The following is a 22,217-nucleotide window of genomic DNA, read 5'->3' on the forward strand; positions in this document are numbered from 1 at the left end:
TACCTTTTGTCAATGTGTGAGGGTAAAACGTTGAGCGCGTGATTATTGTTTTGTCTTTTGTAATCACATGCGCGGAATTGTATGAAAAAACGCCATAAGTTGAGTGATATATGATATAAGTTAAGCTTATGTCAGCATGAAAATATTAGAGAACACATAATCTATGAAGCACTCAGATTACAGTCTTATCCCGACCTTTGTGGCTATTGTGGAAGAGAAGAGTTACACCAAAGCGGCGCAACGTCTGGGTGTGAGTCAATCTGCGGTCAGCCAAGCGGTAGTCAGGCTTCGTGAGGTGTTTAAGGATGCGTTATTCATTCGTGAAAGCCACGGCGTTGCACCAACGGCGTTTGCAGTTGATATCTACCCGACATTAGCGAGTGCAGTAGAGAGCATCGCATATATGCTGCCAGAACATACTCGGTTTGATCCTGCTGAGTGCGATAAGCGTTTTGTGATCTCTTCCCTTAGTGTGTTCGGTTTTACTCTTCTTCCTGAACTTTCCGCTTTGATCAGTGAGAGAGCGCCAAAAGCCAGCACACGCATTGAACCGTTATACACCATGGATTTGACGAACCTACTGAGAACCCAGCAGTGTGACTTGGTGATAGAGGCTCACACTAATCTGCATCCACATTTACGTTCTAAAGTATTGATGTCTGATAAGTTGACCGTGGTGTGTCGCAAAGATCATCCTCGCTTAACGGGCAACAGGATCGGTGTCAAAGAGTACCTCAATGAAAAGCACGTCACTTTGTCTCAGTTCAATCAACAAAATGGTTACCTAATTGGTCGAGGAATCAAGGATGAAAAACTCTTAGGCCAACGTGATGTGGCATGGCAGGCGAGTAGCATTATTGAAGTATTGCCGGTTGTGCAGCGTTGTGATTATCTCGCTCTGATGCCACAAACCTTGCTGAAGCAGTATTGCGACCTCTATCAGCTCAAAGAGCTAAAAGCAGACTTCATGAAAGATCCAATTGATGTCGCCATGTACTGGCATTCTTCTCGCACAAATGATCCTAGTCATCAGTGGTTGAGAGAGCAGTGTTTATTAGCCGCTGAGAAATTTACCGAAAATCATTAGATTAAAGTGAATATTTTCACTATACCGTATGGATGGTTCTTTAATGAGACACTAGACTGTAAATATATTCCTCAATATCACTGGGGCTTTTGTGCAGGGAAGTCGGTTTTTTTTCACGAGCATTCGAACTAAGTTCATTGTCATCTATACCTTGATGACGATTTGCTTTGTTTTGATTTTGTTTGGTGCCCTTTATTTTAAAGAGCAGCAACGTGTGTTTAGTGTTGCCTTAAAAAACTCGATTCAAGTTTCAAACCTCCATTCTGATGTGATTAGCCAAGAGCTACAAAGAAACATCGCCTCACTTCAAACCATCAGTGGGCATCAAAGGGTTCAGCATGGTGATGTTCCATTCATTATTGAAGAACTGAAATGGCTGCAAAGCATGTCGAAACATGCGGTGGTCAATACTTTGTTCGTCGACAATGAATGGAACTTGGTCGATTACCAAGGTCGTAGAACCAAAGTGACGCTGGCAGACATAACTGAGGATGTTAACTGGCAACAGGCAAAATACCATGTCACTAAGCCGCACATTGGTTTGGTGACAGGAGAGCCGTTGATTGCATTGGGTGTCCCTGTTTTTAATTCACAAAATGAGTGGAGTGGTATTGTTGGAGTATCCATCTCTATTGACTATTTGAGTAAGAGACTGTCCAAAGTCAAACTTGGAAACAGTAGTTATGCATGGATTGCCGACAATTACGGAAATGTGGTCTCCCACCCAAATAACACGCTTATTTTAGCGGCAAATATCTTTGATTCTGACAGTATCGGTTTTGAAGGCTTTGGGAATATTGCCTTGCAAACACGACAGCACGATATCGGCTACGGACATTATTATGATGAGAATGTGGGTGAATCCAAGATCGTTACCTTTTCTGCCATTGATAGTCTGCCGGGTTGGACGTTGTTTGTCACAACGGAAGAGTCAGACATATTCCTTGATATCAAAGCACTAGTAGAAGACGTCACCATTACCTTATCGGTGGTGATCATCGTTTTTCTACCGATTATCATCTATCTGACCAACTCTGTGACGTTACCGATTGTGGAGTTAACGCAGGACGTTAAAAATTCGGTCAGCAGTCACTACACCGAATTTGCTGGGCAAAACTCTTTGGATGAAATTGGGCAATTGTCTAACGCATTTAAAAACACCATAGAAGAGATTCAACAGCATAATCGAAACTTGGAAGATGTGGTGGCGAGCAGAACTAACGAGCTGAACGATGCCAATCACGACCTCGCGATGTCTGTGAAATTACTCAACGAAAATAATCAGAAGTTAACTTGGTTAGCCATGTATGACCCATTGACGAACTTATTCAATCGACGAGCTTTAATTAACCAAGTACATCAAGAATTGACCAATAAGACGATACCTTTTCACTCTACTTCTCTGATTCTTATTGATCTTGACTATTTTAAAGTGGTGAATGACACCTTTGGGCACGATGTGGGTGACCAAGTGCTAATGCATATAGCCGATTTCCTGAGTAACAATTTGAGAAAACAAGATCTTATTGCAAGATGGGGCGGGGAAGAGTTTGTCATTCTACTGAGAGATACATCGATTGAGCAAGGCGAGCAAATCGCTCTCAACTTACAAGAGAAAATGAAACAGGAGAACTTTTCGCCCGTGACGTGCATGACATTTAGCGCGGGTGTTGCAACGTTAGAAGTTGGGCAAAACTTCGATGAACTGGTTGCCTGCGCTGATAAGGCGCTTTATCTCGCCAAGAATTCAGGAAGAAATTGTGTCAAAACCAGTTTAAGCGTAGCGTCGTGACAAAGAGCTAGGGTTTGTTGTTCTTTCTCGGCGAAAATCTGTTAGAAAAGTCAGCAAACCCTAGTCACCTAGCACTAATATTTAGTGGCTTGCCAAGTAGTTCGCGACTTGAGTACGGTATTTCGCTTTAAGCGCTTCATCAATGAAACTGGCGTTGATTGCATTAACCGTAAACTGAGCCAGTTCTGATTTCGTCATTGGATGAGCATCGCTGACCGCTTTAAAGTTATCCGTCATGTAGCCGCCAAAGTACGCCGGGTCATCCGAGTTAATCGTCACCGCGACCCCCTTACGCAGCAAATCGACTATGTTGTGCTGCTCCATTTGGTCAAACACACACAGCTTAATATTCGACAATGGACAAACCGTTAGTGGCATTTTACTTTCGATAAGCGCATCTACCAATGAAGCATCTTCAACACAGCGAACGCCATGGTCCACACGACTAACGCTAAGCATCTCAACAGAGTCAATGATGTTTTGCGCCGGACCCTCTTCACCCGCGTGCGCTACCGTCAATAGGCCTGCTGCTTTTGCTTGTTGGAAAGCGCGTTTGAATTTCTCTGGCGGGTGACCGAGTTCTGAAGAGTCCAAACCTACACCGATGATTTTGTCTTGATGTTTGATGATTGATTGCAGCGTTTCAATGGCGCTTTCTTCCGATAGGTGACGCAAGAAGCATGCGATAATTTGAGACGTAATACCTAGCTGCTCGTTACCATCTTGCATTGCTCGGTGAATACCGTTGATGACCGTTTCAAACTCAATGCCACGGTCGGTGTGGGTTTGCGGGTCAAAGAAGATCTCAGTATGGATGACGTTGTCGGCTTTGCAGCGCTCTAAGTATGCCCAAGTCAAATCATAGAAATCTTGTTCTGTACGCAGCGCGTTAGCACCTTGATAGTAGATATCTAGGAAAGACTGTAAATCTTCGAATTCGTACGCTTTGCGCAGTGCCTGTGGCGATTCGTATGGAATGTCTATGTTGTTACGTTGTGCCAGTTCAAACAACAGTTCTGGCTCTAGCGAACCTTCGATATGTAAGTGTAACTCTACCTTTGGAAGACCTTGAATAAATGCGTTCATAATAAACTCCCACTTTTTCTTATGGTTGTTGTGGATGCAATTACTCTAAGGATAGGTATAGATTGAGAAAAATCGAACGCCATTACAAAGAGTAAGATCCACAGTGATCTCGACTCTTCGTAATCAGCACTTTGCGGGAGCTGGTAGAGACCCCCAAACCATATCATTGGGGTTATACGAAGCAAACGGTTGCGATTATACGCAAAAATTGAAGCTTGGCTAGAGTCGTTGATGAAATTGTTATTTGTGGAGAACGGAGAACGGAGAACGGAGAACGGAGAACGGAGAACGGAGAACGGAAAGGCAAAAAAGTGTTGGTTTAGTTGAGCGATGGAGATCTGTATCGAGGCTGTGATTCATCGCATGATGGCTTCGTTGTCAGCACACACCTTGCTGAGCGTCGAATATTCAGTGGCTAATACTGAACCACACCATGCGAGAAACATTGGGAGTCATATCGAATTTAATGTGCGTTGCTCATTGTGAATTGAGAAGAGGGGTGGCGATACCTTGCACGTCGATATTTTAGATTGAGAAGAGTAGAGAAAAGGAAATGGAATGTATTTATAGTTCGAACATTTTATCAAATTCTCTTTGCTCCATGATGTCCTCAATTCGGCGGCGCGTTTGTTGTTTAATCGCTGCGGCGTTTTGTTCGGACTCTTTCTTTTCTTGCTCAATTTGCTTCTTGCTTTTCTTTGCCATGATTTTTCCTTTGGAAATTCTTCCTAAATATCCGCATTATTCATTAATGCACGAAAATTGATTTATTTAATAATAAAACTTCCTAGCTTTGAACCTGAGTCACACAGAATGTCTCCGGAGTAGGTTTTCTCACAGTATTTAAAATCAATGAGATAACAAGCAGATTGGAGTTTTGGTAATATATGGCGCCTTAAAATATCACTATTGAGTTGATGAATTTTGGCGTTCCAAGAGATGTCGGGTTGTTTTAAACGGAATTCAATCTCTATCATTTATTCTCCTGTTTTTTGGTGATCTTTTCTTTATTCAATAATTGGTACCAGTGTCTTTGACGACCTGTTCTTCTAGACATAATTTTTCCTAATTTTAAGTAAGTGAAATACCAACGATGGCTATCGGGTTCGATAGATCTAGTGTTCCAACGATGGATATCGTATCCGCCGCGTCTACAAACCAAGTCATTCTCGCTGAACTTAGCATCTCGAGGTTACTTGGGTATATTTTAGGCAGCAGAAAACCAAGCAAAATTTAATTGCTAAATATTAAGTTTGAGGAATTTTTTGAAGGGGGAGAGAGTTTGGTGCAGCGAGGAAATGCTGCACCAAGAAAAGCTATCTTATAGAGGAGTAACTTCAGTCGCTTGAGGACCTTTTTTACCTTCTTCTACATTGAAGCTTACTTTCTGACCTTCAGTCAAAGTTTTGAAACCGTCAGCAACGATTGCGTTGAAGTGTACGAATACATCTTGACCGCCGTTGTCTTGAGTTAGGAAACCAAAGCCTTTAGTTTCGTTAAACCATTTTACTGAACCAGTTACTTTACCAGACATAAAAACCTCTGAAATTAAACAATAATATACGAATTGTGATGGATCTTTTTTAAGCTATTGAATGTGCAATCAAGAGGAAGTTTTACGCAGGAGTCTGAATCAAGGATTCAGGGTGTTACTGAGAGGGAACTTAAACTAAATGTAGCATTAACAGCTCTTTTCTAGAGCCAGACGCCACTATACAGGGTGTTTAAAAAATAGCTACATTTATTTTTCAAATTCTTTTCGTTCGAAAAAACTGATGGAGTAGAACAATTTCATCCCCTCATGATTTGGCATCCCCCTTCCTACAATGAGTCCATACCAATAAGGGAGGCAATATTATGAGCACAGTGAGAGAGATTCGTCAGATCATTCCATCGCATGCAACCGCAGATGGTGATGGGGTTAAAATTCGTCGCGTAGCCGGATTCAATAACACGAGCTTTTCACCATTCTTGATGGTCGATGAGCTTAAATCAGACCAACGTGCAGATTATGTGGGTGGTTTCCCTCCACATCCACATCGGGGCATTGAAACACTAACTTATATGCTCACCGGTCATTTCCAACATCGTGACCATATGGAAAACATTGGTGAGCTTCGTTCTGGCGGTGCGCAATGGATGGCTGCTGGTCGTGGTGTGATTCACAGTGAAATGCCAATCATGAAAGACGGCGAGCTGCACGGTTTCCAAATTTGGATTAACCAACCTGCACGAGACAAGATGTCTCCGGCGCAATATCACGACTTCCAACCGGAAACTATTACCGAGCATCGCGCAGAGTCCCATGGTTTGGTTCGTGTTATTTCTGGCGAGTTAAGCATCGGCGATGAGGTTGTCAAAGGACCGCTAAGTAAAACGGGTGTACCGGTGACGGTTGCTGATTGGCGATCGCATCCAGGTGCGACAATGACATTAATGACACCGAAACATCACAATATGATGACCTATGCTTATAAAGGAAGTATTAAAGTGGGCGAGCGCGTGGTCATGCAAGGTGAGATGGCACTGCTTTCGCAAGGTGAGTGGGTAGAGCTGCAAGCCAATGACGCTAGCGGAGTACTGCTCTTTATTGGCGAGCCAATTAATGAACCTGTTGTGCATTATGGTCCATTTGTGATGAACAGCATCGACGAGATTGAACAAGCGATTCAAGACTACAATTCTGGTGTATTTGAAACTTATTAAGGCACCCAATACCGTTGCTCGGCACCAAGTCTTGACGCCAACTCTTGGAATTACAGTTCGAGAGAAAAACACTAAGTGATTTGGAGTCCGTTTATTGGGCTCATACGCAAGCAAAGACGATATCCACTGCCATCGAATTTGCATCAGCCACACCAATTGGGTGTGGCTTTTTTTGTCTTTCACGAGGGCAGTGAGCTTTTTTGTGCTCTGTTTAGCTTTGCTCCCAGCGTTCAATGGCTTGTGGACCACATTCCACACCCAGCTCATAAGCTTGACGTAAAGGTTCTGGCGAGCGGCTTAAACGCTTTAACTTAAAGCCTTCTGGTGGACAGATTTGGATGATCTCAACGCCAACTGGCGGGTTCTCTATCAGTTCCAGACTCCGGTTGTAACGAATATGGCGCGTGAGCATTGGCTCGATTAACGCTGGATGATCTTTCAGTAAACGTGAAGTTAGCTTTTCAAACTTAGGCTTGGATTTGCGATAGCTGGCAGGGCGGCTTCGTAGCACCATGATTTTGGTTGCACCGCGTTTGATGGCTTCGGCAATAGGGATTGCATCCGCTACACCACCATCCACATACCTTACGCCATCTAATGGCACACCATTGCGGTACATGATTGGTAAGGCGCTGCTGGCTTTCATGGTTTCCGCCAACATTTCTACGGAAGGTGTTAGGTATTCTGGTTGTCCGTTGTCTTGTCGTGTGACACCTAAAAAGAATGGTCGAGGATCGGCAGAGAGTACGGCTCGATCAATGCCCAACTCTTTAAGCGTGACGTCCCACATCCAATCTAAATCCATCATATCGCCACCGCGTACGAGTTGAGTGGGGGAGATAAATTCTTTTCGTAGACTGTAGTCGAGATAGATTTTGAGGTTTCTGCCCGGCATTTTAGCAAGGTAAGCCGCTAAGTTACTTGCGCCCGCCGAGACACCCCAAAAGCTGTCAAAAGGGGAGAAATCTTGTGCCATAAAGTGATCGAGTATGCCGCAGGAGAATACCCCACGCATCGCGCCGCCTTCTACAATCAACGCTCGAGAACCAACATGTTCCATCCTAGCCATCCGTTTCGATTATTCTGATTTGGATACGAACTAATTAGAGTAACGGATCTAATGCGTATACCCAAGTCGCGTTCACTTTGACCTTACCTTGATGAATCTGCTTTTTATGTTATAACATAACAATAATCAAAATTATTATAAGGTAGCGTGTGTCTTGTGTGAGGTGAAAATGAGCGATATTGACGCCATTATTAAGCATGTAGAGGTGAGCTTTAAAGCTCAAGGAAAGCAATTAACTTCCAAGAGAAAACTGGTGTTGAAAGCGTTGGTCCATGCCGATAGAGCCTTGTCAGCTTATGAGTTGGTGGATTATTGCAAAGCCCATTTTGAACAAAATATTCAGGCAATGTCGGTGTATCGAATCTTGGATTTTCTTGAAGGTGAGCACTTGGCTCACAAGCTTAAAGTTTCTAATAAATACATCGTCTGCTCCCATATCCTCTGCGAGCACGAACATGGCGTTCCTCAATTTCTCATCTGCTCCAAATGCAACAAAATTAGCGAGCAAGCCATCGACCCAAGCTTGATTCACGGTCTGCAATCCCATGCAAAAGAAGAAGGCTTCACCGTTGTCAGCCCTCAACTAGAGATCAATTGTGTTTGTGATGACTGTGCGAAATCCCAGTAAGTGTCTTTGAGTGTCCACTTATTGTCGTCTTCATCACTGCCACTTTACGACGTTTATCCTTTCCCATTATTAGCATCATCAGCAAGGAGTTCTGAACCGCTATGCCTGCAACACTGATTAAAAACGCCCTTGTCGTCAACGAAGGAACCATTACCGAGACCGATTTACGAATTGTCGATCAGCGAATTGAAGCTATCTCGACCGATATCGCCTCAAAACCGGAAGACACGGTGATTGATGCTAAAGGGTGTTATCTAATCCCCGGTATGATAGACGACCAAGTACACTTTCGTGAGCCGGGTTTAACGCACAAAGGTTCGATTGCAACAGAATCCCGTGCAGCGGTTGCAGGTGGTATCACAAGCTATATGGAAATGCCGAACGTAAACCCTGCCACGACGACCATCGAAGCGTTAGAAAGCAAATTCTCCATTGCCGAGCAGAGCTCCCTCGCGAACTACTCTTTCTATCTTGGTGCGACCGAAGACAACCTTGAGCAAATCAAACAGCTTGATCCAAAGAGACATTGTGGCGTGAAGGTTTTTATGGGGGCTTCGACGGGGGATTTGTTGGTGGAAGCACCTCAAGCCTTGGAGGAAATTTTCCGTGATTCACCGGTGCTCATCGTAACGCACTGTGAAAGTGGACCTGTGATTGCGCAAAACAAACAGCGACTACTCAAAGAGAAGTCGGAATTCACCATTGAAGATCATCCGATACTGCGTGATGACGAAGCGTGCTATGCGTCCTCTTCTTATGCGGTAGAACTGGCTAAGAAGTACAACAGTCAGTTGCATGTTCTGCACATTACAACGGCAAAAGAGTTAGCACTGTTTGATGCAGGTCCAATCGAGAACAAAAACATTACCGCTGAAGCTTGCGTTCATCACTTGTGGTTTAGCAATGAAGATTACGCAGAGCGTGGTAACCAAATCAAATGTAACCCAGCGGTGAAATACCCAAGTGACCGTGAGGCTATTCTAAAAGCACTTAATACAGGTCAAATTGACATTATCGCGACAGACCACGCCCCCCACACGAGGGAAGAAAAACAGGTGCCTTACGAACAAGCGCCAGCGGGGTTACCTTTGGTACAGCACGCACTATTGTCTTTATTTGATCAAGTCGCTCGCGGACATATGACGATGGAGCAAGTGGTTCAAAAGACGGCACATAACCCAGCCATCCGCTACGGTATTGAGCAACGTGGCTTTATCCGTGAAGGGTATTTCGCTGATTTGGTGCTGGTGGATACAAAAATGCCGACCTTAGTCACCAATGACAATAGCTTGTACCACTGTGGTTGGTCGCCTTTTGCTGGCCATCAGTTCTCCTCACAAATCAAGAAAACTTGGGTCAACGGTGGGTTGGTGTATGTCGACCAACAAGTCAATGAGCAGGCAGCACATGCTATGCGATTGGTATTTGATCGCTAAGACTCACGTTTTTCAAAAACTTAGATTATTTGAAAGCTCAGTTTATTTTCGAAAGCTTACATTTATCCGCTTTCATCGGGCTTTATTTGTAGAAGTATAGTTGTCGTAACTTGAGTGTCTTTTCGGCATCAAATAAAGAGAATTCAATATGTTAAGAAGAAATCCCACAGGTCACATGCCCGAAGTGTCGGAAACAGCCTTCATCGATCCGACTGCAATCATCTGTGGCAAAGTGATCATTGAAGATAACGTTTTTATTGGTCCTTACGCGGTGATTCGTGCTGATGAGGTGAACGAGCAAGGCGATATGGAAGCCATTGTCATCAAGCGCGATACCAACATTCAAGATGGCGTGGTCATTCACTCAAAGGCAGGCGCTGCCGTGACCATTGGTGAGCGCTCTTCCATTGCACACCGATCAATTATTCATGGTCCGTGTGAAGTTAGCGATGATGTGTTCATTGGTTTTAACTCGGTGGTGTTTAATGCTGTGATTGGGAAGGGTTGTGTTATTCGCCATAACTGTGTGGTAGATGGTCTAGACTTGCCAGAGAATTTCCATGTTCCGCCAATGACGAATATTGGTGCTGACTTTGATTTGAATAGCATCTCGAAAGTGCCACCTGAGTACTCGGCGTTTTCAGAGTCTGTGGTTTCAGCAAACCACGAACTGGTGCAAGGTTACAGGAGAATTGCCAATGAGCTCTGAGAGCCAACCCATACTTGGTGTTCCTACCAACATCATTACGGGGTTTCTTGGTGTAGGAAAGACCTCCGCGATTTTGAATTTAATGGCGAATAAGCCAGAGAACGAGCGCTGGGCGGTATTAGTGAATGAGTTTGGTGAAATCGGCGTTGATGGTAGCTTGGTTCAGGGGCAACAAAGCGAAGAGCAACAAGTGTTTATTCGCGAAGTACCCGGCGGCTGCATGTGCTGCGCGGCGGGGTTGCCAATGCAAATCGCCTTAAACCAACTGCTTAATGAAGCAAAGCCAGACCGTCTGCTGATTGAGCCTACTGGGCTTGGCCACCCGAAAGAAGTGCTGCAAGTGTTGTCGACAGATCATTATCGCCAAGTGCTTTCGCTACAAAAGAACATCACTTTGGTCGACGCGCGTAAGCTTGCGGATGAGCGCTATACACAGCATGACACGTTCAACCAACAAATTGCGATTGCCGATACAGTGGTGGGTAACAAGCTCGATTTGTATCAAGAGGGAGATACCCAGAAGCTAGAAGCTTACGTGGCGCAAGTTGGGCGCCCAAATACCAAAGTGGTTTTTGCTCAGCATGGTGTGATTCCGTTTGCCGAATTTGAAGGTGAGACCACCATTCATGAACATCCACCGCATCACCACCATCATGCGAGTGACAAGCCTTTGGCTTCAGACATGCCAATGCCTGAGAGTGGTATGCTCAAAGCGACCAATTCAGGCGAAGGTTTCCAGAGTGTCGGTTGGCGCTTTTCACCTGAGAAAGTGTTCGATCGCCGCAAGCTGATTCCTCTGTTGGTTGAGCTGGAAGTGGAGCGCATGAAAGCGGTGTTTATTACTGGTGATGGTATTTATGGCTACAACCTAACGCCAGATGGGCTACAGGAAGTGGAGTTGGATGACTGTGCTGAAAGCCGAATTGAACTGATTGCAGACAGCATTGATGAGCACTTTGAAGCCAAACTGCTTTCTTGCGAATTGGCGTGATCTATAGGCTCAGGCATTCTCAATATGAGTGTCTGAGTCTTCTTCTATGTTTCTAATCACTTCCTGTTTTCTCCCTGTCGTTTGTGCTTTTCCGATTCAGCCCGATCCGTTACTCTTCTTGAAAACATTGAGACATGAGCACTGATATGATCGACAAGCTACCTGGCATTCTTACTTTTTTGCGCGAGGCTGAGCAGCTCAAAAGCACCTTACGCACCGCATGGACGTCTTCTGGTCGCCATGAAAGTACTGCTGAGCACACGTGGCGATTATGCTTACTTGCCATGCTGGTAGCAGAACATTATCCACATTTGGATAGCTTGAAAGTGCTAAAACTCTGTGTTGTTCATGACTTGGCAGAAGCGGTCAGCGGTGACATTTCGGCGTTGGAGCAACACTATGGGCTGGATAAAAGCGCACTAGAACTGGCGGATTTGAAGCAACTCATCGCTCCGTTAGACGCTTCTCTGCAAAAGGATCTGCTGGAGCTATGGTTGGAATACGACAGTGCTACTACCGCAGAAGCTCGACTCACCAAAGCGTTGGATAAATTGGAAACCATTCTGCAGCACACTCAAGGCGATAACCCTACCGATTTCAATTACGCCTTTAATCTGGAATACGGCAAAAAGCACACGGACTTTGATGATCTGACCAAAGCGCTTCGAGCGATCATCGATGAAGATACCCGTCGATTAGCTGAGCGCTAGTTCTCTCGCTCAACTTAAAAACATCACTTTCTGCAAAATCACTTAGGCTTCTCTGGTGAACCTAAGTGCTTTAGCTCGTTTGTGTTTTTTATACTGAGTAAGACTCTTTTTAAAACTTCCCTTTGATCAAATTCCCTTCCTAGGTTGACATTGTTTGATGGTCAAACTAAATTAAAATCAAATAATTTGATAATCAAACTAAAATTGGAAGGTAAGTGTCGCAATGGCTGTATCGCAACATTCACATGATTTCGTTTCTCACAACCAAAAGGGTGAAAAACGCACGCTCTACGTATTGATCCTAACCGTGACCACCATGGTGGTGGAGATTGCTGCCGGGACCATGTTTGGTTCAATGGCATTGCTCGCAGATGGTTGGCATATGGGTACACACGCAGCGGCATTTTGTATCACCTTGTTTGCTTACCGCTACGCGAAACAAAATGCCCATAATGACCGCTTCTCATTTGGTACGGGTAAGGTGAGTGTGCTCGGCGGTTTTACCAGTGCCATTGCGTTGGGGATTGTGGCATTGATGATGATGGTCGAGTCGATTCATCGTCTCTTCAACCCAGAAAGCATTCAGTTTAACGAAGCTATTATGGTGGCGGTGATTGGTTTAGTGGTGAACCTTGCGAGCATGCTGCTTCTGCAAGATCACCATCATCATGGGCATGACCATCATGATCACCATTCTCACGATCATGAGCACGAACATCATCACGACCACAACCTAACTGCTGCGTACTTCCACGTGTTAGCGGATACGCTGACCTCTCTACTTGCGATTGTCGCGTTGATTGTCGGTAAGTTTTACGGCTGGGTTTGGTTAGATGCCATGATGGGGATTGTTGGTGCCGTTGTGATTGGTAAGTGGACCTTGGGTTTAATGAAACAAACCGCACCAGTCTTGTTGGATGAGAGCATCAACAAGTCATACCGAGATGAGATTACTGAAACACTTACTCCTTATGCCGAGATTGTTGATTTACACATCTGGAAGGTGAGTGGTCATCATTATTCTGCAGCTATCGCGCTTAAAAATCATAGCAACAAAACGCTGGATGAATTTAAGCAATTATTGAGTAAATTTGATAAGATTCACCACCTAACTTTGGAAGTTCAAATGACTGAGTGATGCGCGAATTAGAAAAGCTGAATCAAACGCTTACCGAGTTCTATGACAAAATGTCTTCTTGGGAGCAATCTGTAGTAAAAGGCACGGGTTACTCACTGGCTCAAATCCACACGATTGAAGTACTGGGTGGGCATAGTGCGTTGCGTATGAAAGAACTGGCGGAAAAGCTTGGGATTACGACAGGCACGTTAACGGTTCAAATTGAGAAACTGGTGAAAGCGGAGCTTATTGAGCGCTGTCCGCATCCAGAAGATCGTCGCGCTATCGTAGTAAAGCTTACGCCAGCGGGTGAAGAGATTCACCGTCATCACAATCAGCTGCATTTAGATTTGGTTCAAGACTTAACGCGCAATATCGAGCCTGAGCATCAAGCGATCTTGTTTGCTTGCTTACAGAAGATGAATAAAGAGTTCTGATTGCGCTTTTCGTTTCTCAACTCAAATGTTGAGTCTCAAACAGCAAAAAAGTAGAGCACCGAAATGCTCTACTTTTTTATAAGCTTGATAGAATTTGTTCGATTGGCAGTTGTGTGAACGCATACGTAATGCCAACACAGAATGCAGCACCGGTAACGCCAATACCGACAGTCGTTGCGAGTAGCAGAAGGGTAATCTTAGGCATCAGAGATTAAACTCCTTCTTAAAGGTTGGGTAAATGACACCATTCGCTTCTTGATAGGATTTAAAGCCATAACCAAACGCAAATGCTGCCACCACAATGGCAAATGCCGCAATGTTTCTTCCTTTCATCCTTAAACTCTCAACTGTTTGTATTGAACAAAGGTAATAAACACCCTGCCAATAGTTTATCTATTGCTTATTTAATTCGGTTATTCAATTACTGGGTAAAACACACGAACAGTACCCATGCTGTTGTTAGCACAAGTAACGGTGTGAACACTTTCTGAATTGAAGCGCCATCGGTTAGGTCATAAATCACGATCGATTCTTTATAGAATGCGCGTTTGAATGAACCAAAGCTGATTTCATTTTTAACGTCAGATTGCTCATAGTGATGACGAGCAGAGTCTGCCATTTGAGACTCTAGATCTTGCATCTCGTATTCTTTGTTAAAAAATGCATCCCACGCCGAAATACGTGCAATAGTTTTTGGCGAACGATTGCCCTTCAGTTTTTCTAGACGCTTAGCGTATGCAGCTTGATATTTATCCACGATGATTTCCTACATGAATAGACTGTAATGCAGAACACAGCTTTAAATGCTGCGCAGTGGTTGTAAAAATTTGAAAATGGGAATCAAAAGGGAATTTTTACATCAGTAGGAAAGTTGTCAGATGAAGAAGTACGGCATTTGATTGTTAAAGAGCGTAAGGAATGTCATCCCTTGTGCTGCGGATAATATGGGCTGCTTTTGAATGCGACAAACAAAAATAATTAGTTAGGACAACAATCAATTTTTGTTGCGGATTGCTTCGTTCTGAGCATGGTAAGTAGTACGAAATGAAAAAACGCCATATATAGCAAGGGATTGAGAGCAAATTAGTAACGAGAGTTTTTTGAGCGTTTTTGGTAGATAACAAAACGATAATTGCGAATGATAAATAGAGATTTTATGTATCAGAGACAAAAATAATGTCCATTCACCGACTTAAGAAAAGCGGAAGGGCGAATGGACATGCTGTTGAATTACAGGCTTTTTGCTTGAACGATCAAGCTTGCCAATTGAGCAAACCCGTAGCCGCCGTTCTCTTGTGTGACATAGTTAGGTTGATGGTTCAGCTTCGCCAATAAAGGGCGAATGTTGTTCACGCCAAAGGTCATTGGCAACCACTCAAACATGCCTTCATCATTGAGTGAATCTCCCACATACGTGATGCGCTCTAAGCTCGGTAATTCGCCGTTATTGAACTGCCTAATGTACGCTTCACCACTTGTACGCTTGCTGTGACTACCGACCCAAGCATTGATGTGAATCGAACTCAATGTTGCATTGACGGGATTAGACCCCACATTCAAATTCATAATGTGGTTAAGAATTTCCATTGTCGTGGAAGGGGAAACAGGTGTTCTATCTTGCGCTATGTTCACCGCAACGTCACAGTAGCGAAAACTCTGATCTTGGCTGAACTCGACATTGGGATAGCCTGCCAAAATGCCGGAAATACTTTCTTGTAATGCGCGTTGTTCTTTGCGCATTGCTTCGGCTCGGCGAGCAAAGGTGGTGTGGAATCCTGCCGCGTCTTTTCTCATCCAAAACGCGCCATTTTCACCAATCACACCATGCAGTGACCACATCTTTGCCATTTGGTCACACCAACCGGCACATGCGCCTGTTACTGCCACCACTTTTACGCCCACACGCTCTAGCTCGGCTAACGCAATGAGTGTTTCAGGTGGCAGCTTGCCTTGCCAAGTCAACGTGTCATCCACGTCGGTTAGCAGCCATTCGATCTGTTTCAGGCTCTTTAACTTGAGCTCTGATAACGGGTTAGGCATTCACCACTCCTTGCTTGTTTACTCTAGGGTTGATTGCTTGTGTTTCGTCACTGATGCCTTGTAGTGATACCGCGGAAGCCAGTGTACTCTCGATACGCTTTTCTGTGTTGGCATCAAATAGATGAACATGTTTTGGCTTTATGTCTAGACCAAGCTTGTCGCCAATTTGAATTGGCGTATGTCCCTCTACACGAACAACAAGCTTTTGTGAGTCACCACCTTCTGTGTGGCAGTAAAGCAACAGATCGGCACCGAGCGATTCAATCAATTCGACTTCTACTTGCAACCATGGGTTATCTTGGCTGATTTGTAAATGCTCTGGACGAAGTCCTAGCTTTATTTCGCCAAGAGCCAAGTTTGTTGTGGAGACAGGGAGCAGCGCGTCACCGATAGTGATGCCGTCAACGCTAACATTGCCATCTAAGATGTTCATGGATGGTGAACCAATAAAGGTCGCGACGAACAAAGATGCAGGGTTGTCGTATATCTCTAGCGGTGTGCCAACTTGTTCGACATTACCTTTGTTCAAAACAACAAGTTTGTCCGCCAGCGTCATTGCTTCAACTTGGTCGTGGGTAACGTAAACCGATGTCGTCCCGAGGCGACGCTGAAGCTTCTTGATTTCTAAACGCATTTGAACGCGCAGTTTGGCGTCTAGATTGGACAGTGGCTCGTCGAACAGAAACACCTTTGGTTCACGTACAATTGCGCGCCCCATCGCCACACGTTGACGTTGTCCTCCAGAAAGCTGCCCTGGTTTGCGGTCGAGTAGGTGATCCAACTCCAGCATCTTTGCCGCTTCGTGAACCAATCGTTCGATTTCCGCTTTCGGTGTTCTGCGGTTGCGCAGACCGTAAGCCATGTTGTTGTACACCGTCATGTGTGGGTACAAGGCGTAGTTCTGGAATACCATGGCAATGTCTCGCTCGCCAGGTTCGAGATCGTTGACGGTTGTGGTGTCGATCTTAAGCTCTCCTGAGCTGATTTCCTCTAGCCCTGCAACCATACGAAGTAAGGTGGATTTACCGCAGCCACTTGGGCCAACCAACACGACCATTTCGCCGTCGCAGATATTGAGATTAAGTTTTTGGATCGCCTGATAGCCGTTCGGATAACATTTAGCGATATTAGAAAGAGTTAATGTGGACATTTATTTCTCCGAATCTACCAGACCTTTAACAAAGGCTTTTTGCATTGCAATTACCACAATCACGGGTGGCAACATGGCGATAATGGTGGTGGCCATAATTTTGTTCCATTCGATCACGCCATCAACCACTCCAAGCATCTGCTTAATGCCCATCACGATGGTGTAGTACTGCACGTCTGTGGTGATCAAAAGCGGCCACAAATATTGGTTCCAGCCGTAAATGAAGGTGATGACGAACAGTGCGGCGATGTTGGTGCGAGATAGAGGCAACAAGATATCGAAGAAGAACTTGATTGGTCCTGCGCCATCAATTCGCGCTGCTTCCACCAACTCATTTGGTACCGTTAAGAAGAACTGACGGAACAAGAAAGTAGCCGTTGCACTGGCGATCAATGGAATGGTTAAGCCGTAAAATGAGTTCAGCATGTTGAGGTTCGTAATCACCTCAAATGTCGGCATGATGCGCACTTCTACTGGTAACATAAGTGTGAAGAAGATCATCCAGAACGCCAGCATTCGTCCCGGAAAACGGAAGAACACCACTGCATACGCTGACAGGATGGAAATGCTTAACTTTCCGATGGTAATGCACATCGCCATGATGAATGAGTTCAGCAACATGCTACCAATCGGCAATGTATTGTTGTTGTATTGGGTGTCGTTACTCAACAAGTCAGTGAAAACGCTAAAGCCCAAATCGCCAAACCACAACGGTGTACCAGTAGCGAACGCGCTGTTCTCATGTGTAGTTGCTACGATCGCAATCCAAACGGGAAGCGCAATCGAAATAATGCCAAGAATTAAAATGACATGACAAAACAGATTAAAAAACGGTCTTCTTTCTACCATTAGTACGCCACCTTCTTCTCAACATACTTAAATTGAATCACGGTTAGGGAAGCCACCAAGATCATCAGGATGACGGATTGCGCTGCTGATGAGCCTAAGTCCAGACCAATAAAACCATCGTTATAGACTTTATAAACCAAGGTGGAAGTGCTGTTACTCGGACCGCCTTGTGTCATCGCATGGATGATGGCGAAGGTATCGAAGAACGCGTAAACGAAGTTCACGACCAACAAAAAGAAACTGGTTGGTGAAATCAGCGGGAAGCTAATGGTGATAAAGCGTTTGATTGGACCACTGCCGTCAATGGCCGCGGCTTCGTGCAGAGACTTGGGTACTGATTGAAGCGCCGCAAGGAAGAACAGAAAGTTGTAGCTGATTTGCTTCCATGTCGAGGTGATGATCACCATCCACATAGCATGGGTGCCATTGAGCGTTGGATTCCAGTCTACGCCAAACAGATTCAACAGTTCGGTCATCACACCGATGGTTGGATCGAATAGAAATAGCCATAGTGAACCTGCGACAACCGGAGCCACCGCATAAGGCCAAATCAAGAAAGTGCGATACATGGTCGCGCCACGGATGATTTGCTCGGCAAAAGCGGAAAGGATCAGCGCACTGACCAGAGCAAGCACCGCAACGCTGATGCTAAATTGCAGCGTGGTCATTAACGAATCTAGGTAAAGTGGATCATGGAAGAGCGTTTCAAAGTTCTCTAAACCCACAAACTCACGGCTCATACCGAAAGCATCTTCAAGTTGTGAAGATTGGAAAATGGCTTGTCCTGCCGGCCAGATGAAGAACACCAAGGTGATCACCAACTGAGGCGCAATCAGCGCAACCGGAAGCCATTTGTGTTTAAAAACAACAGGTGAGGACATACAAATACCAAAATAAAACAGGCAAGGTGTGTAAACGAATTCCCCACCCATGATGGGCGGGGAGAGTGCATCTCTGAGTACCTACTGGAATAAGACTCGGTGCATCATTGTTCGTTATTAAGGTTCGTTATTTCTGTGTGCGCTCAAAGCGACGTAGCTGCTCGTCAACACGACGAACCGCATTATTTAGCGCAGCTTGTGCTGTTGCTTTTCCTGCCCAAACCGCTTCCAGCTCTTCGTTGATGATGTCGCGAGTTTGCAGGAAGTTACCAAAGCGAATGCCTTTCGAGTTTTCCGTTGGCTTTGTCGATGTCATTTGCAGAACGGCTGTGTCGGTGCCTGGGTTCTTAGTGTAGAAGCCTTGCTCTTTCGTTAGCTCATAAGCCGCTTTAGTGATTGGTAAGTAACCAGTGAATTGGTGCCAATCTGCTTGAACTTCAGGGCTTGAAAGGTAAGAGAAAAACTTCGCCACGCCTTTGTATTCTTCGCTTGAGTGACCACGAAGCACCCAAAGAGAGGCCCCTCCGATAATGGTGTTTTGTGGCTTAGATACTAGCTCTGAATCGTATGGCAATTGTGCTACGCCGATATCAATGCCTTTCATGTTCTCTTTGATGCCTGCCAGACCTGCGGAAGAGCCCATGGTCATTGCACACTCTTGGGTGTAAAACAGTGGCATGCCATCAGACTGACGACCACCGTACTTAAAGATGCCTTCTTTCGACCATTTACCCATCTGTTCGATATGATGTACGAACGCTGAGTCATTGAACTTGAATTTTGTGTCTAAGCCAGCAAAGCCGTTGTTGTTATTGGCAACAGGAACGTTGTTACGCGCACCAAAGTTTTCGATTTGAGTCCATGATTGCCAGGTTGTGCTGAAACCACATTTCGCACCAGACGCCAGTAGTTTACGAGACACTTCTTCCATCTCTTTCCACGTCTTAGGTGGATTTGCTACGCCTGCCTTCTTAAACATGTCTTTGTTGTAATAAAGCACAGGAGTGGAGCTGTTGAATGGCAGTGAAAGCATGTTGCCTTCATTGGTGGTGTAGTAACCCGTTACTGCCGCAAGATAATCATCTGGATTAAACGACTCTTTGGTGTCTTTCATCAATTGATAAACGGGATAAATCGCTTTATCTGCACCCATCATTGTCGCCGTGCCCACTTCGAACACTTGCACGATAGCTGGTTGCTCTTTCGCTCTGAATGCGGCGATTGCACTGGTCATGGTTTCTGCGTAGCTGCCTTTGTAAACTGGCTTGATCTCGTATTCTGATTGGCTTGCGTTAAAGTCTGCGGCAATTTCGTTGACCTTTTTACCTAGTGCGCCACCCATTGCGTGCCACCACTCAACCTCTGTCTTTGCTTGTGCTTGCGTGCTGATGAATGCCGCTGCAATTGCAAGTCCGGCGAGGTGTTTAATAGCCATAATGATTCCTTTTCATAGATGATTTGAACAGGTTGTTCCCTTGCAGGTTTTCATTTTGATAATGAATCCGCTTCAAAAAATTCAAATGAACATTAAATGAGCCAAATGACGTTCTAGTTACAGAAAAATGAACTTATTTGAGCATTATTTTCGTCACGATTTTGTAATTAAACCGTCATTGAGGGCTGAGATAGTTCATTTGAAAACAAATGAAAAAGACGGAATAAAAAATGACAATAACGGCACACCGTGGCTTATCCAGTTTGGCTCCAGAAAACACCTTATCGGCAATGCAACGCGCTATTGAGTTTGGCTGTGAATGGATTGAAATTGACGTTCAACTCTGCGCAGACAACATCCCTGTGGTTATCCATGACAAAACCGTAAACCGCTGCACAAATGGTCGCGGTAAAGTGAAAGAGCTGACTTGGCACGAGCTAAGGTTACTTGATGCTGGCTTATGGTTCGGTGATGACTTCGCTGGCGAGCATATCCCGAGCTTAGAAGAGACGCTTGAACTCACCGCAAAGGCTGGCGTGAAGCTCAATATTGAATTGAAGATCTACTCAGGCGATGAAATTGATTTGTTGTGTGAAAAGGTGGCACAGGTAATTGAGCGCTTGGATGTGGATACGGACATGATTCTGTTTTCTAGCTTTAATACGGAAGCTTTGGTGACGATGAGAAACTATCTGCCAGAAGTGAGAAGAGGACAGTTGTGGCAAGAGATTCCTGATGATTTTGCTATCGTGTTACAACACATTGATGCTTACAGCGTGCATTGTGATTACCGTTTCCTGACCGAATCGCAGGCTAAGCAAATCAAGCAGTTTGGCTACCAACTATTTTGTTATACACCGAACTTCCCTCAATTAGTTGAAGCGCATTGGCTGTGGGGTGTGGACATGATGATCACAGACACACCACAGAGTTATAAAGTTGAAGCGACTGCAGTCAGACGAGAAGCAGCATTGAATGAATAACCTCAACGTCCGTCAGCAAAGCATCATTGAACTGGTTCATCAGCAAGAATATTGTGCGATAGAAGAACTTGCTCAGCGCTTCGAAGTCACGACGCAAACCATTCGACGTGACATTAATCAGCTTTGCCAATTAGGGCTGACCCGACGCCATCATGGTGGTGTCGGATTGCCTGCTACCTTGAGTAATCGCAGCTATGCTTCTCGCCAAGTTACCAATCAACAAGAAAAGCAGATCATTGCAGATGAAGTGGTCAAAGCCATCCCGAACGGCGCGACTTTGTTTTTGGGTATCGGTACTACCATCGCATTGATTGCAGAGCGTTTGGTCCATCACAGTGAGCTTCGTGTGGTGACGAATAACTTCGAAGCGGCGCACATTCTTTCTCATTTTGAGAACATTGAAACTTGGATTCCGGGTGGGCGTATTCGTACCAATGACCGCGATGTAGTAGATGGTGCGGCGGAGCACTTTTTCGCTCAGTTTTCCGCAGATATTGGCATTATCGGTTGCGCAGGTGTAACCGAAATCGCCGAACTTCATTCCGCGCAGATCAATCTTGGTAGCACTAAAGGTGATACTCATGCTTTTGCGATGGAACATGAGTTGCGAGAAGCCAAAGTGAGCCAAGCGATTTTAGCCAATTCAGAACAAAAGTGGCTGGTGGCAAACAGCAGTAAGTGGCAACGAAGGGCCAATACCAAGGTGGCACCACTCAGTTATTTTGATCGCGTTTTCAGTAACTAAGCTTTTACTTTCCTTGTTTGTCTAGCCCTTAGGAAAATCCGTTACCTATTCAAGTTGGCATGGTGCTTTCTCATCGCGATTCGCTATGCTTAGATAATTGAAATTAAAGAGGTCATGTCATGTTTGAATCGGATAAAACCAAAGTGAAAAACTTGCTTATTGCAACGCGTTTTGGTGTCTCGGCCTCTGAAATGCCGACCATTATTGGTGTGAAGAAAGATAAAGCGCTTAAACTGATTAACGAGCTCAAACAAGAAGGGAAAGACATTCACTCGTTAGGGGAAGGGAATAACCCACAAGAGTTGGTGCTGTATTCGATTGGTGAAATAGAGCCTTAATTGAGCCAACAAGAAAGACAAAAAAGCC

General features: G+C 44.8%; 26 protein-coding genes and 1 riboswitch. Of the genes, 13 read left to right on the forward strand and 13 right to left on the reverse strand.

What is annotated here, in order from left to right; translation table 11 throughout:
* Positions 1-163: 163 nt before the first annotated feature.
* Both VHA02S_RS08080 and VHA02S_RS08085 read left to right on the forward strand, forming a co-directional pair.
* The gene (locus VHA02S_RS08080; RefSeq protein ID WP_038897830.1) at positions 164-1,087 is read left to right on the forward strand and encodes a LysR family transcriptional regulator; all 924 of its coding nucleotides are present in this window, start codon (positions 164-166) and stop codon (positions 1,085-1,087) included.
* A gap of 154 nt (positions 1,088-1,241) precedes the next feature.
* Positions 1,242-2,879, forward strand: a complete 1,638-nt coding sequence (locus tag VHA02S_RS08085; protein ID WP_038897831.1) for a sensor domain-containing diguanylate cyclase — start codon at positions 1,242-1,244, stop codon at positions 2,877-2,879.
* 81 nt (positions 2,880-2,960) lie between these two features.
* Here the strand turns inward: VHA02S_RS08085 and VHA02S_RS08090 are convergent, their stop codons facing one another.
* The 4 genes from VHA02S_RS08090 to cspE all read right to left on the reverse strand — a co-directional run bounded on the left by VHA02S_RS08090 (position 2,961) and on the right by cspE (position 5,499).
* Positions 2,961-3,965, reverse strand: a complete 1,005-nt coding sequence (locus VHA02S_RS08090) for an adenosine deaminase (protein ID WP_009697057.1) — start codon at positions 3,963-3,965, stop codon at positions 2,961-2,963.
* 100 nt (positions 3,966-4,065) lie between these two features.
* Positions 4,066-4,165: riboswitch (purine riboswitch) on the reverse strand.
* Between the two features lie 364 nt (positions 4,166-4,529).
* Entirely contained in the window at positions 4,530-4,670 is a 141-nt protein-coding gene (locus VHA02S_RS08095; protein WP_005452683.1) for a hypothetical protein, read from the reverse strand.
* A 62-nt stretch (positions 4,671-4,732) separates the two neighbouring features.
* A complete protein-coding gene (locus VHA02S_RS26320) occupies positions 4,733-4,942 on the reverse strand; it encodes a hypothetical protein (protein WP_005452681.1) in 210 nt (69 codons plus the stop codon).
* Between the two features lie 344 nt (positions 4,943-5,286).
* Positions 5,287-5,499, reverse strand: a complete 213-nt coding sequence (gene cspE, locus VHA02S_RS08105) for a transcription antiterminator/RNA stability regulator CspE (RefSeq protein WP_005452678.1) — start codon at positions 5,497-5,499, stop codon at positions 5,287-5,289.
* 323 nt (positions 5,500-5,822) lie between these two features.
* Between cspE and VHA02S_RS08110 the strand changes: the two genes are divergently transcribed.
* Entirely contained in the window at positions 5,823-6,671 is an 849-nt protein-coding gene (locus VHA02S_RS08110) for a pirin family protein (RefSeq protein ID WP_038897832.1), read from the forward strand.
* A gap of 211 nt (positions 6,672-6,882) precedes the next feature.
* Here the strand turns inward: VHA02S_RS08110 and VHA02S_RS08115 are convergent, their stop codons facing one another.
* Positions 6,883-7,731 (reverse strand): patatin-like phospholipase family protein, encoded by an 849-nt coding sequence (locus VHA02S_RS08115; protein WP_038897833.1) that lies wholly within the window; start codon positions 7,729-7,731, stop codon positions 6,883-6,885.
* A gap of 178 nt (positions 7,732-7,909) precedes the next feature.
* On the opposite strand from VHA02S_RS08115, the gene VHA02S_RS08120 reads away from it, so the two are divergent.
* The 7 genes from VHA02S_RS08120 (at position 7,910) to VHA02S_RS08150 (ending at position 13,768) form a co-directional block, all read left to right on the forward strand.
* The gene (locus tag VHA02S_RS08120) at positions 7,910-8,368 is read left to right on the forward strand and encodes a Fur family transcriptional regulator (protein ID WP_005452672.1); all 459 of its coding nucleotides are present in this window, start codon (positions 7,910-7,912) and stop codon (positions 8,366-8,368) included.
* A gap of 101 nt (positions 8,369-8,469) precedes the next feature.
* Positions 8,470-9,804, forward strand: a complete 1,335-nt coding sequence (locus VHA02S_RS08125) for a dihydroorotase (RefSeq protein ID WP_029788167.1) — start codon at positions 8,470-8,472, stop codon at positions 9,802-9,804.
* Positions 9,805-9,952: 148 nt separating this feature from the next.
* Positions 9,953-10,513: an LbetaH domain-containing protein gene (locus tag VHA02S_RS08130; protein WP_005426373.1), complete on the forward strand. Its 561-nt coding sequence runs from the start codon at positions 9,953-9,955 to the stop codon at positions 10,511-10,513.
* A complete protein-coding gene (locus tag VHA02S_RS08135) occupies positions 10,503-11,504 on the forward strand; it encodes a CobW family GTP-binding protein (protein ID WP_009699525.1) in 1,002 nt (333 codons plus the stop codon). The genes VHA02S_RS08130 and VHA02S_RS08135 overlap by 11 nt, the downstream gene beginning before the upstream one ends.
* A 146-nt stretch (positions 11,505-11,650) precedes the next feature.
* Positions 11,651-12,214 (forward strand): HD domain-containing protein, encoded by a 564-nt coding sequence (locus VHA02S_RS08140; RefSeq protein ID WP_038897835.1) that lies wholly within the window; start codon positions 11,651-11,653, stop codon positions 12,212-12,214.
* Positions 12,215-12,437: 223 nt separating this feature from the next.
* On the forward strand, positions 12,438-13,352 hold the full coding sequence (dmeF, locus tag VHA02S_RS08145; RefSeq protein ID WP_038897836.1) for a CDF family Co(II)/Ni(II) efflux transporter DmeF: 915 nt from the start codon (positions 12,438-12,440) through the stop codon (positions 13,350-13,352).
* On the forward strand, positions 13,352-13,768 hold the full coding sequence (locus VHA02S_RS08150; protein WP_038897837.1) for a MarR family winged helix-turn-helix transcriptional regulator: 417 nt from the start codon (positions 13,352-13,354) through the stop codon (positions 13,766-13,768). The genes dmeF and VHA02S_RS08150 overlap by 1 nt, the downstream gene beginning before the upstream one ends.
* Positions 13,769-13,844: 76 nt before the next feature.
* Here the strand turns inward: VHA02S_RS08150 and VHA02S_RS26325 are convergent, their stop codons facing one another.
* The 8 genes from VHA02S_RS26325 to ugpB form a co-directional block, all read right to left on the reverse strand.
* On the reverse strand, positions 13,845-13,973 hold the full coding sequence (locus tag VHA02S_RS26325) for a hypothetical protein (protein ID WP_005452653.1): 129 nt from the start codon (positions 13,971-13,973) through the stop codon (positions 13,845-13,847).
* On the reverse strand, positions 13,973-14,101 hold the full coding sequence (locus VHA02S_RS26330) for a hypothetical protein (RefSeq protein WP_005426337.1): 129 nt from the start codon (positions 14,099-14,101) through the stop codon (positions 13,973-13,975). Before VHA02S_RS26330 ends, VHA02S_RS26325 begins: the two co-directional genes overlap by 1 nt.
* Positions 14,102-14,189: 88 nt before the next feature.
* Positions 14,190-14,525 carry a hypothetical protein gene (locus VHA02S_RS08155; protein ID WP_005452650.1) on the reverse strand — a complete coding sequence of 112 codons (336 nt, stop codon included), beginning with the start codon at positions 14,523-14,525 and terminating at the stop codon, positions 14,190-14,192.
* A 473-nt stretch (positions 14,526-14,998) separates the two neighbouring features.
* Positions 14,999-15,808, reverse strand: a complete 810-nt coding sequence (locus tag VHA02S_RS08160) for an HAD-IIB family hydrolase (protein WP_038897838.1) — start codon at positions 15,806-15,808, stop codon at positions 14,999-15,001.
* Positions 15,801-16,958, reverse strand: a complete 1,158-nt coding sequence (locus VHA02S_RS08165; RefSeq protein WP_038897839.1) for a sn-glycerol-3-phosphate import ATP-binding protein UgpC — start codon at positions 16,956-16,958, stop codon at positions 15,801-15,803. Before VHA02S_RS08165 ends, VHA02S_RS08160 begins: the two co-directional genes overlap by 8 nt.
* Positions 16,959-17,807 carry a sn-glycerol-3-phosphate ABC transporter permease UgpE gene (gene ugpE, locus VHA02S_RS08170; protein WP_038897840.1) on the reverse strand — a complete coding sequence of 283 codons (849 nt, stop codon included), beginning with the start codon at positions 17,805-17,807 and terminating at the stop codon, positions 16,959-16,961.
* Complete coding sequence (gene ugpA, locus VHA02S_RS08175; RefSeq protein ID WP_005452642.1) at positions 17,807-18,688, reverse strand: sn-glycerol-3-phosphate ABC transporter permease UgpA; 882 nt, start codon at positions 18,686-18,688, stop codon at positions 17,807-17,809. Before ugpA ends, ugpE begins: the two co-directional genes overlap by 1 nt.
* Positions 18,689-18,815: 127 nt before the next feature.
* Positions 18,816-20,123 carry a sn-glycerol-3-phosphate ABC transporter substrate-binding protein UgpB gene (ugpB, locus tag VHA02S_RS08180; RefSeq protein ID WP_038897841.1) on the reverse strand — a complete coding sequence of 436 codons (1,308 nt, stop codon included), beginning with the start codon at positions 20,121-20,123 and terminating at the stop codon, positions 18,816-18,818.
* Positions 20,124-20,353: 230 nt separating this feature from the next.
* Here ugpB and VHA02S_RS08185 point away from each other — a divergent pair, with 230 nt between their 5' ends.
* The 3 genes from VHA02S_RS08185 to VHA02S_RS08195 all read left to right on the forward strand — a co-directional run bounded on the left by VHA02S_RS08185 (position 20,354) and on the right by VHA02S_RS08195 (position 22,189).
* Positions 20,354-21,106 (forward strand): glycerophosphoryl diester phosphodiesterase, encoded by a 753-nt coding sequence (locus VHA02S_RS08185; RefSeq protein ID WP_009697071.1) that lies wholly within the window; start codon positions 20,354-20,356, stop codon positions 21,104-21,106.
* Complete coding sequence (locus VHA02S_RS08190) at positions 21,099-21,851, forward strand: DeoR/GlpR family DNA-binding transcription regulator (RefSeq protein ID WP_009697072.1); 753 nt, start codon at positions 21,099-21,101, stop codon at positions 21,849-21,851. Before VHA02S_RS08185 ends, VHA02S_RS08190 begins: the two co-directional genes overlap by 8 nt.
* A gap of 119 nt (positions 21,852-21,970) precedes the next feature.
* Positions 21,971-22,189, forward strand: a complete 219-nt coding sequence (locus VHA02S_RS08195; RefSeq protein WP_038897842.1) for a hypothetical protein — start codon at positions 21,971-21,973, stop codon at positions 22,187-22,189.
* The last annotated feature ends 28 nt before the right edge of the window (positions 22,190-22,217 follow it).

It is taken from the genome of Vibrio harveyi NBRC 15634 = ATCC 14126 = KCTC 12724, from assembly GCF_001591145.1.
In the GTDB taxonomy this organism is placed as follows: domain Bacteria; phylum Pseudomonadota; class Gammaproteobacteria; order Enterobacterales; family Vibrionaceae; genus Vibrio; species Vibrio harveyi.

Bases quoted from the DNA above. Each gene is read 5' to 3' on its own strand.
- VHA02S_RS08130 (WP_005426373.1), top strand. From the start codon at position 9,953: ATGTTAAGAAGAAATCCCACAGGTCACATGCCCGAAGTGTCGGAAACA.
- VHA02S_RS26330 (WP_005426337.1), bottom strand. From the start codon at position 14,101: ATGAAAGGAAGAAACATTGCGGCATTTGCCATTGTGGTGGCAGCATTT.
- ugpB (WP_038897841.1), bottom strand. From the start codon at position 20,123: ATGGCTATTAAACACCTCGCCGGACTTGCAATTGCAGCGGCATTCATC.
- VHA02S_RS08190 (WP_009697072.1), top strand. From the start codon at position 21,099: ATGAATAACCTCAACGTCCGTCAGCAAAGCATCATTGAACTGGTTCAT.
- VHA02S_RS08185 (WP_009697071.1), top strand. From the start codon at position 20,354: ATGACAATAACGGCACACCGTGGCTTATCCAGTTTGGCTCCAGAAAAC.
- VHA02S_RS08125 (WP_029788167.1), top strand. From the start codon at position 8,470: ATGCCTGCAACACTGATTAAAAACGCCCTTGTCGTCAACGAAGGAACC.
- VHA02S_RS08090 (WP_009697057.1), bottom strand. From the start codon at position 3,965: ATGAACGCATTTATTCAAGGTCTTCCAAAGGTAGAGTTACACTTACAT.
- VHA02S_RS26320 (WP_005452681.1), bottom strand. From the start codon at position 4,942: ATGATAGAGATTGAATTCCGTTTAAAACAACCCGACATCTCTTGGAAC.
- VHA02S_RS26325 (WP_005452653.1), bottom strand. From the start codon at position 13,973: ATGCCTAAGATTACCCTTCTGCTACTCGCAACGACTGTCGGTATTGGC.
- VHA02S_RS08120 (WP_005452672.1), top strand. From the start codon at position 7,910: ATGAGCGATATTGACGCCATTATTAAGCATGTAGAGGTGAGCTTTAAA.
- VHA02S_RS08135 (WP_009699525.1), top strand. From the start codon at position 10,503: ATGAGCTCTGAGAGCCAACCCATACTTGGTGTTCCTACCAACATCATT.
- cspE (WP_005452678.1), bottom strand. From the start codon at position 5,499: ATGTCTGGTAAAGTAACTGGTTCAGTAAAATGGTTTAACGAAACTAAA.
- VHA02S_RS08160 (WP_038897838.1), bottom strand. From the start codon at position 15,808: ATGCCTAACCCGTTATCAGAGCTCAAGTTAAAGAGCCTGAAACAGATC.
- VHA02S_RS08085 (WP_038897831.1), top strand. From the start codon at position 1,242: ATGACGATTTGCTTTGTTTTGATTTTGTTTGGTGCCCTTTATTTTAAA.
- VHA02S_RS08195 (WP_038897842.1), top strand. From the start codon at position 21,971: ATGTTTGAATCGGATAAAACCAAAGTGAAAAACTTGCTTATTGCAACG.
- VHA02S_RS08115 (WP_038897833.1), bottom strand. From the start codon at position 7,731: ATGGAACATGTTGGTTCTCGAGCGTTGATTGTAGAAGGCGGCGCGATG.
- VHA02S_RS08165 (WP_038897839.1), bottom strand. From the start codon at position 16,958: ATGTCCACATTAACTCTTTCTAATATCGCTAAATGTTATCCGAACGGC.
- VHA02S_RS08095 (WP_005452683.1), bottom strand. From the start codon at position 4,670: ATGGCAAAGAAAAGCAAGAAGCAAATTGAGCAAGAAAAGAAAGAGTCC.
- VHA02S_RS08110 (WP_038897832.1), top strand. From the start codon at position 5,823: ATGAGCACAGTGAGAGAGATTCGTCAGATCATTCCATCGCATGCAACC.
- ugpA (WP_005452642.1), bottom strand. From the start codon at position 18,688: ATGTCCTCACCTGTTGTTTTTAAACACAAATGGCTTCCGGTTGCGCTG.
- VHA02S_RS08150 (WP_038897837.1), top strand. From the start codon at position 13,352: ATGCGCGAATTAGAAAAGCTGAATCAAACGCTTACCGAGTTCTATGAC.
- VHA02S_RS08080 (WP_038897830.1), top strand. From the start codon at position 164: ATGAAGCACTCAGATTACAGTCTTATCCCGACCTTTGTGGCTATTGTG.
- dmeF (WP_038897836.1), top strand. From the start codon at position 12,438: ATGGCTGTATCGCAACATTCACATGATTTCGTTTCTCACAACCAAAAG.
- VHA02S_RS08140 (WP_038897835.1), top strand. From the start codon at position 11,651: ATGATCGACAAGCTACCTGGCATTCTTACTTTTTTGCGCGAGGCTGAG.
- ugpE (WP_038897840.1), bottom strand. From the start codon at position 17,807: ATGGTAGAAAGAAGACCGTTTTTTAATCTGTTTTGTCATGTCATTTTA.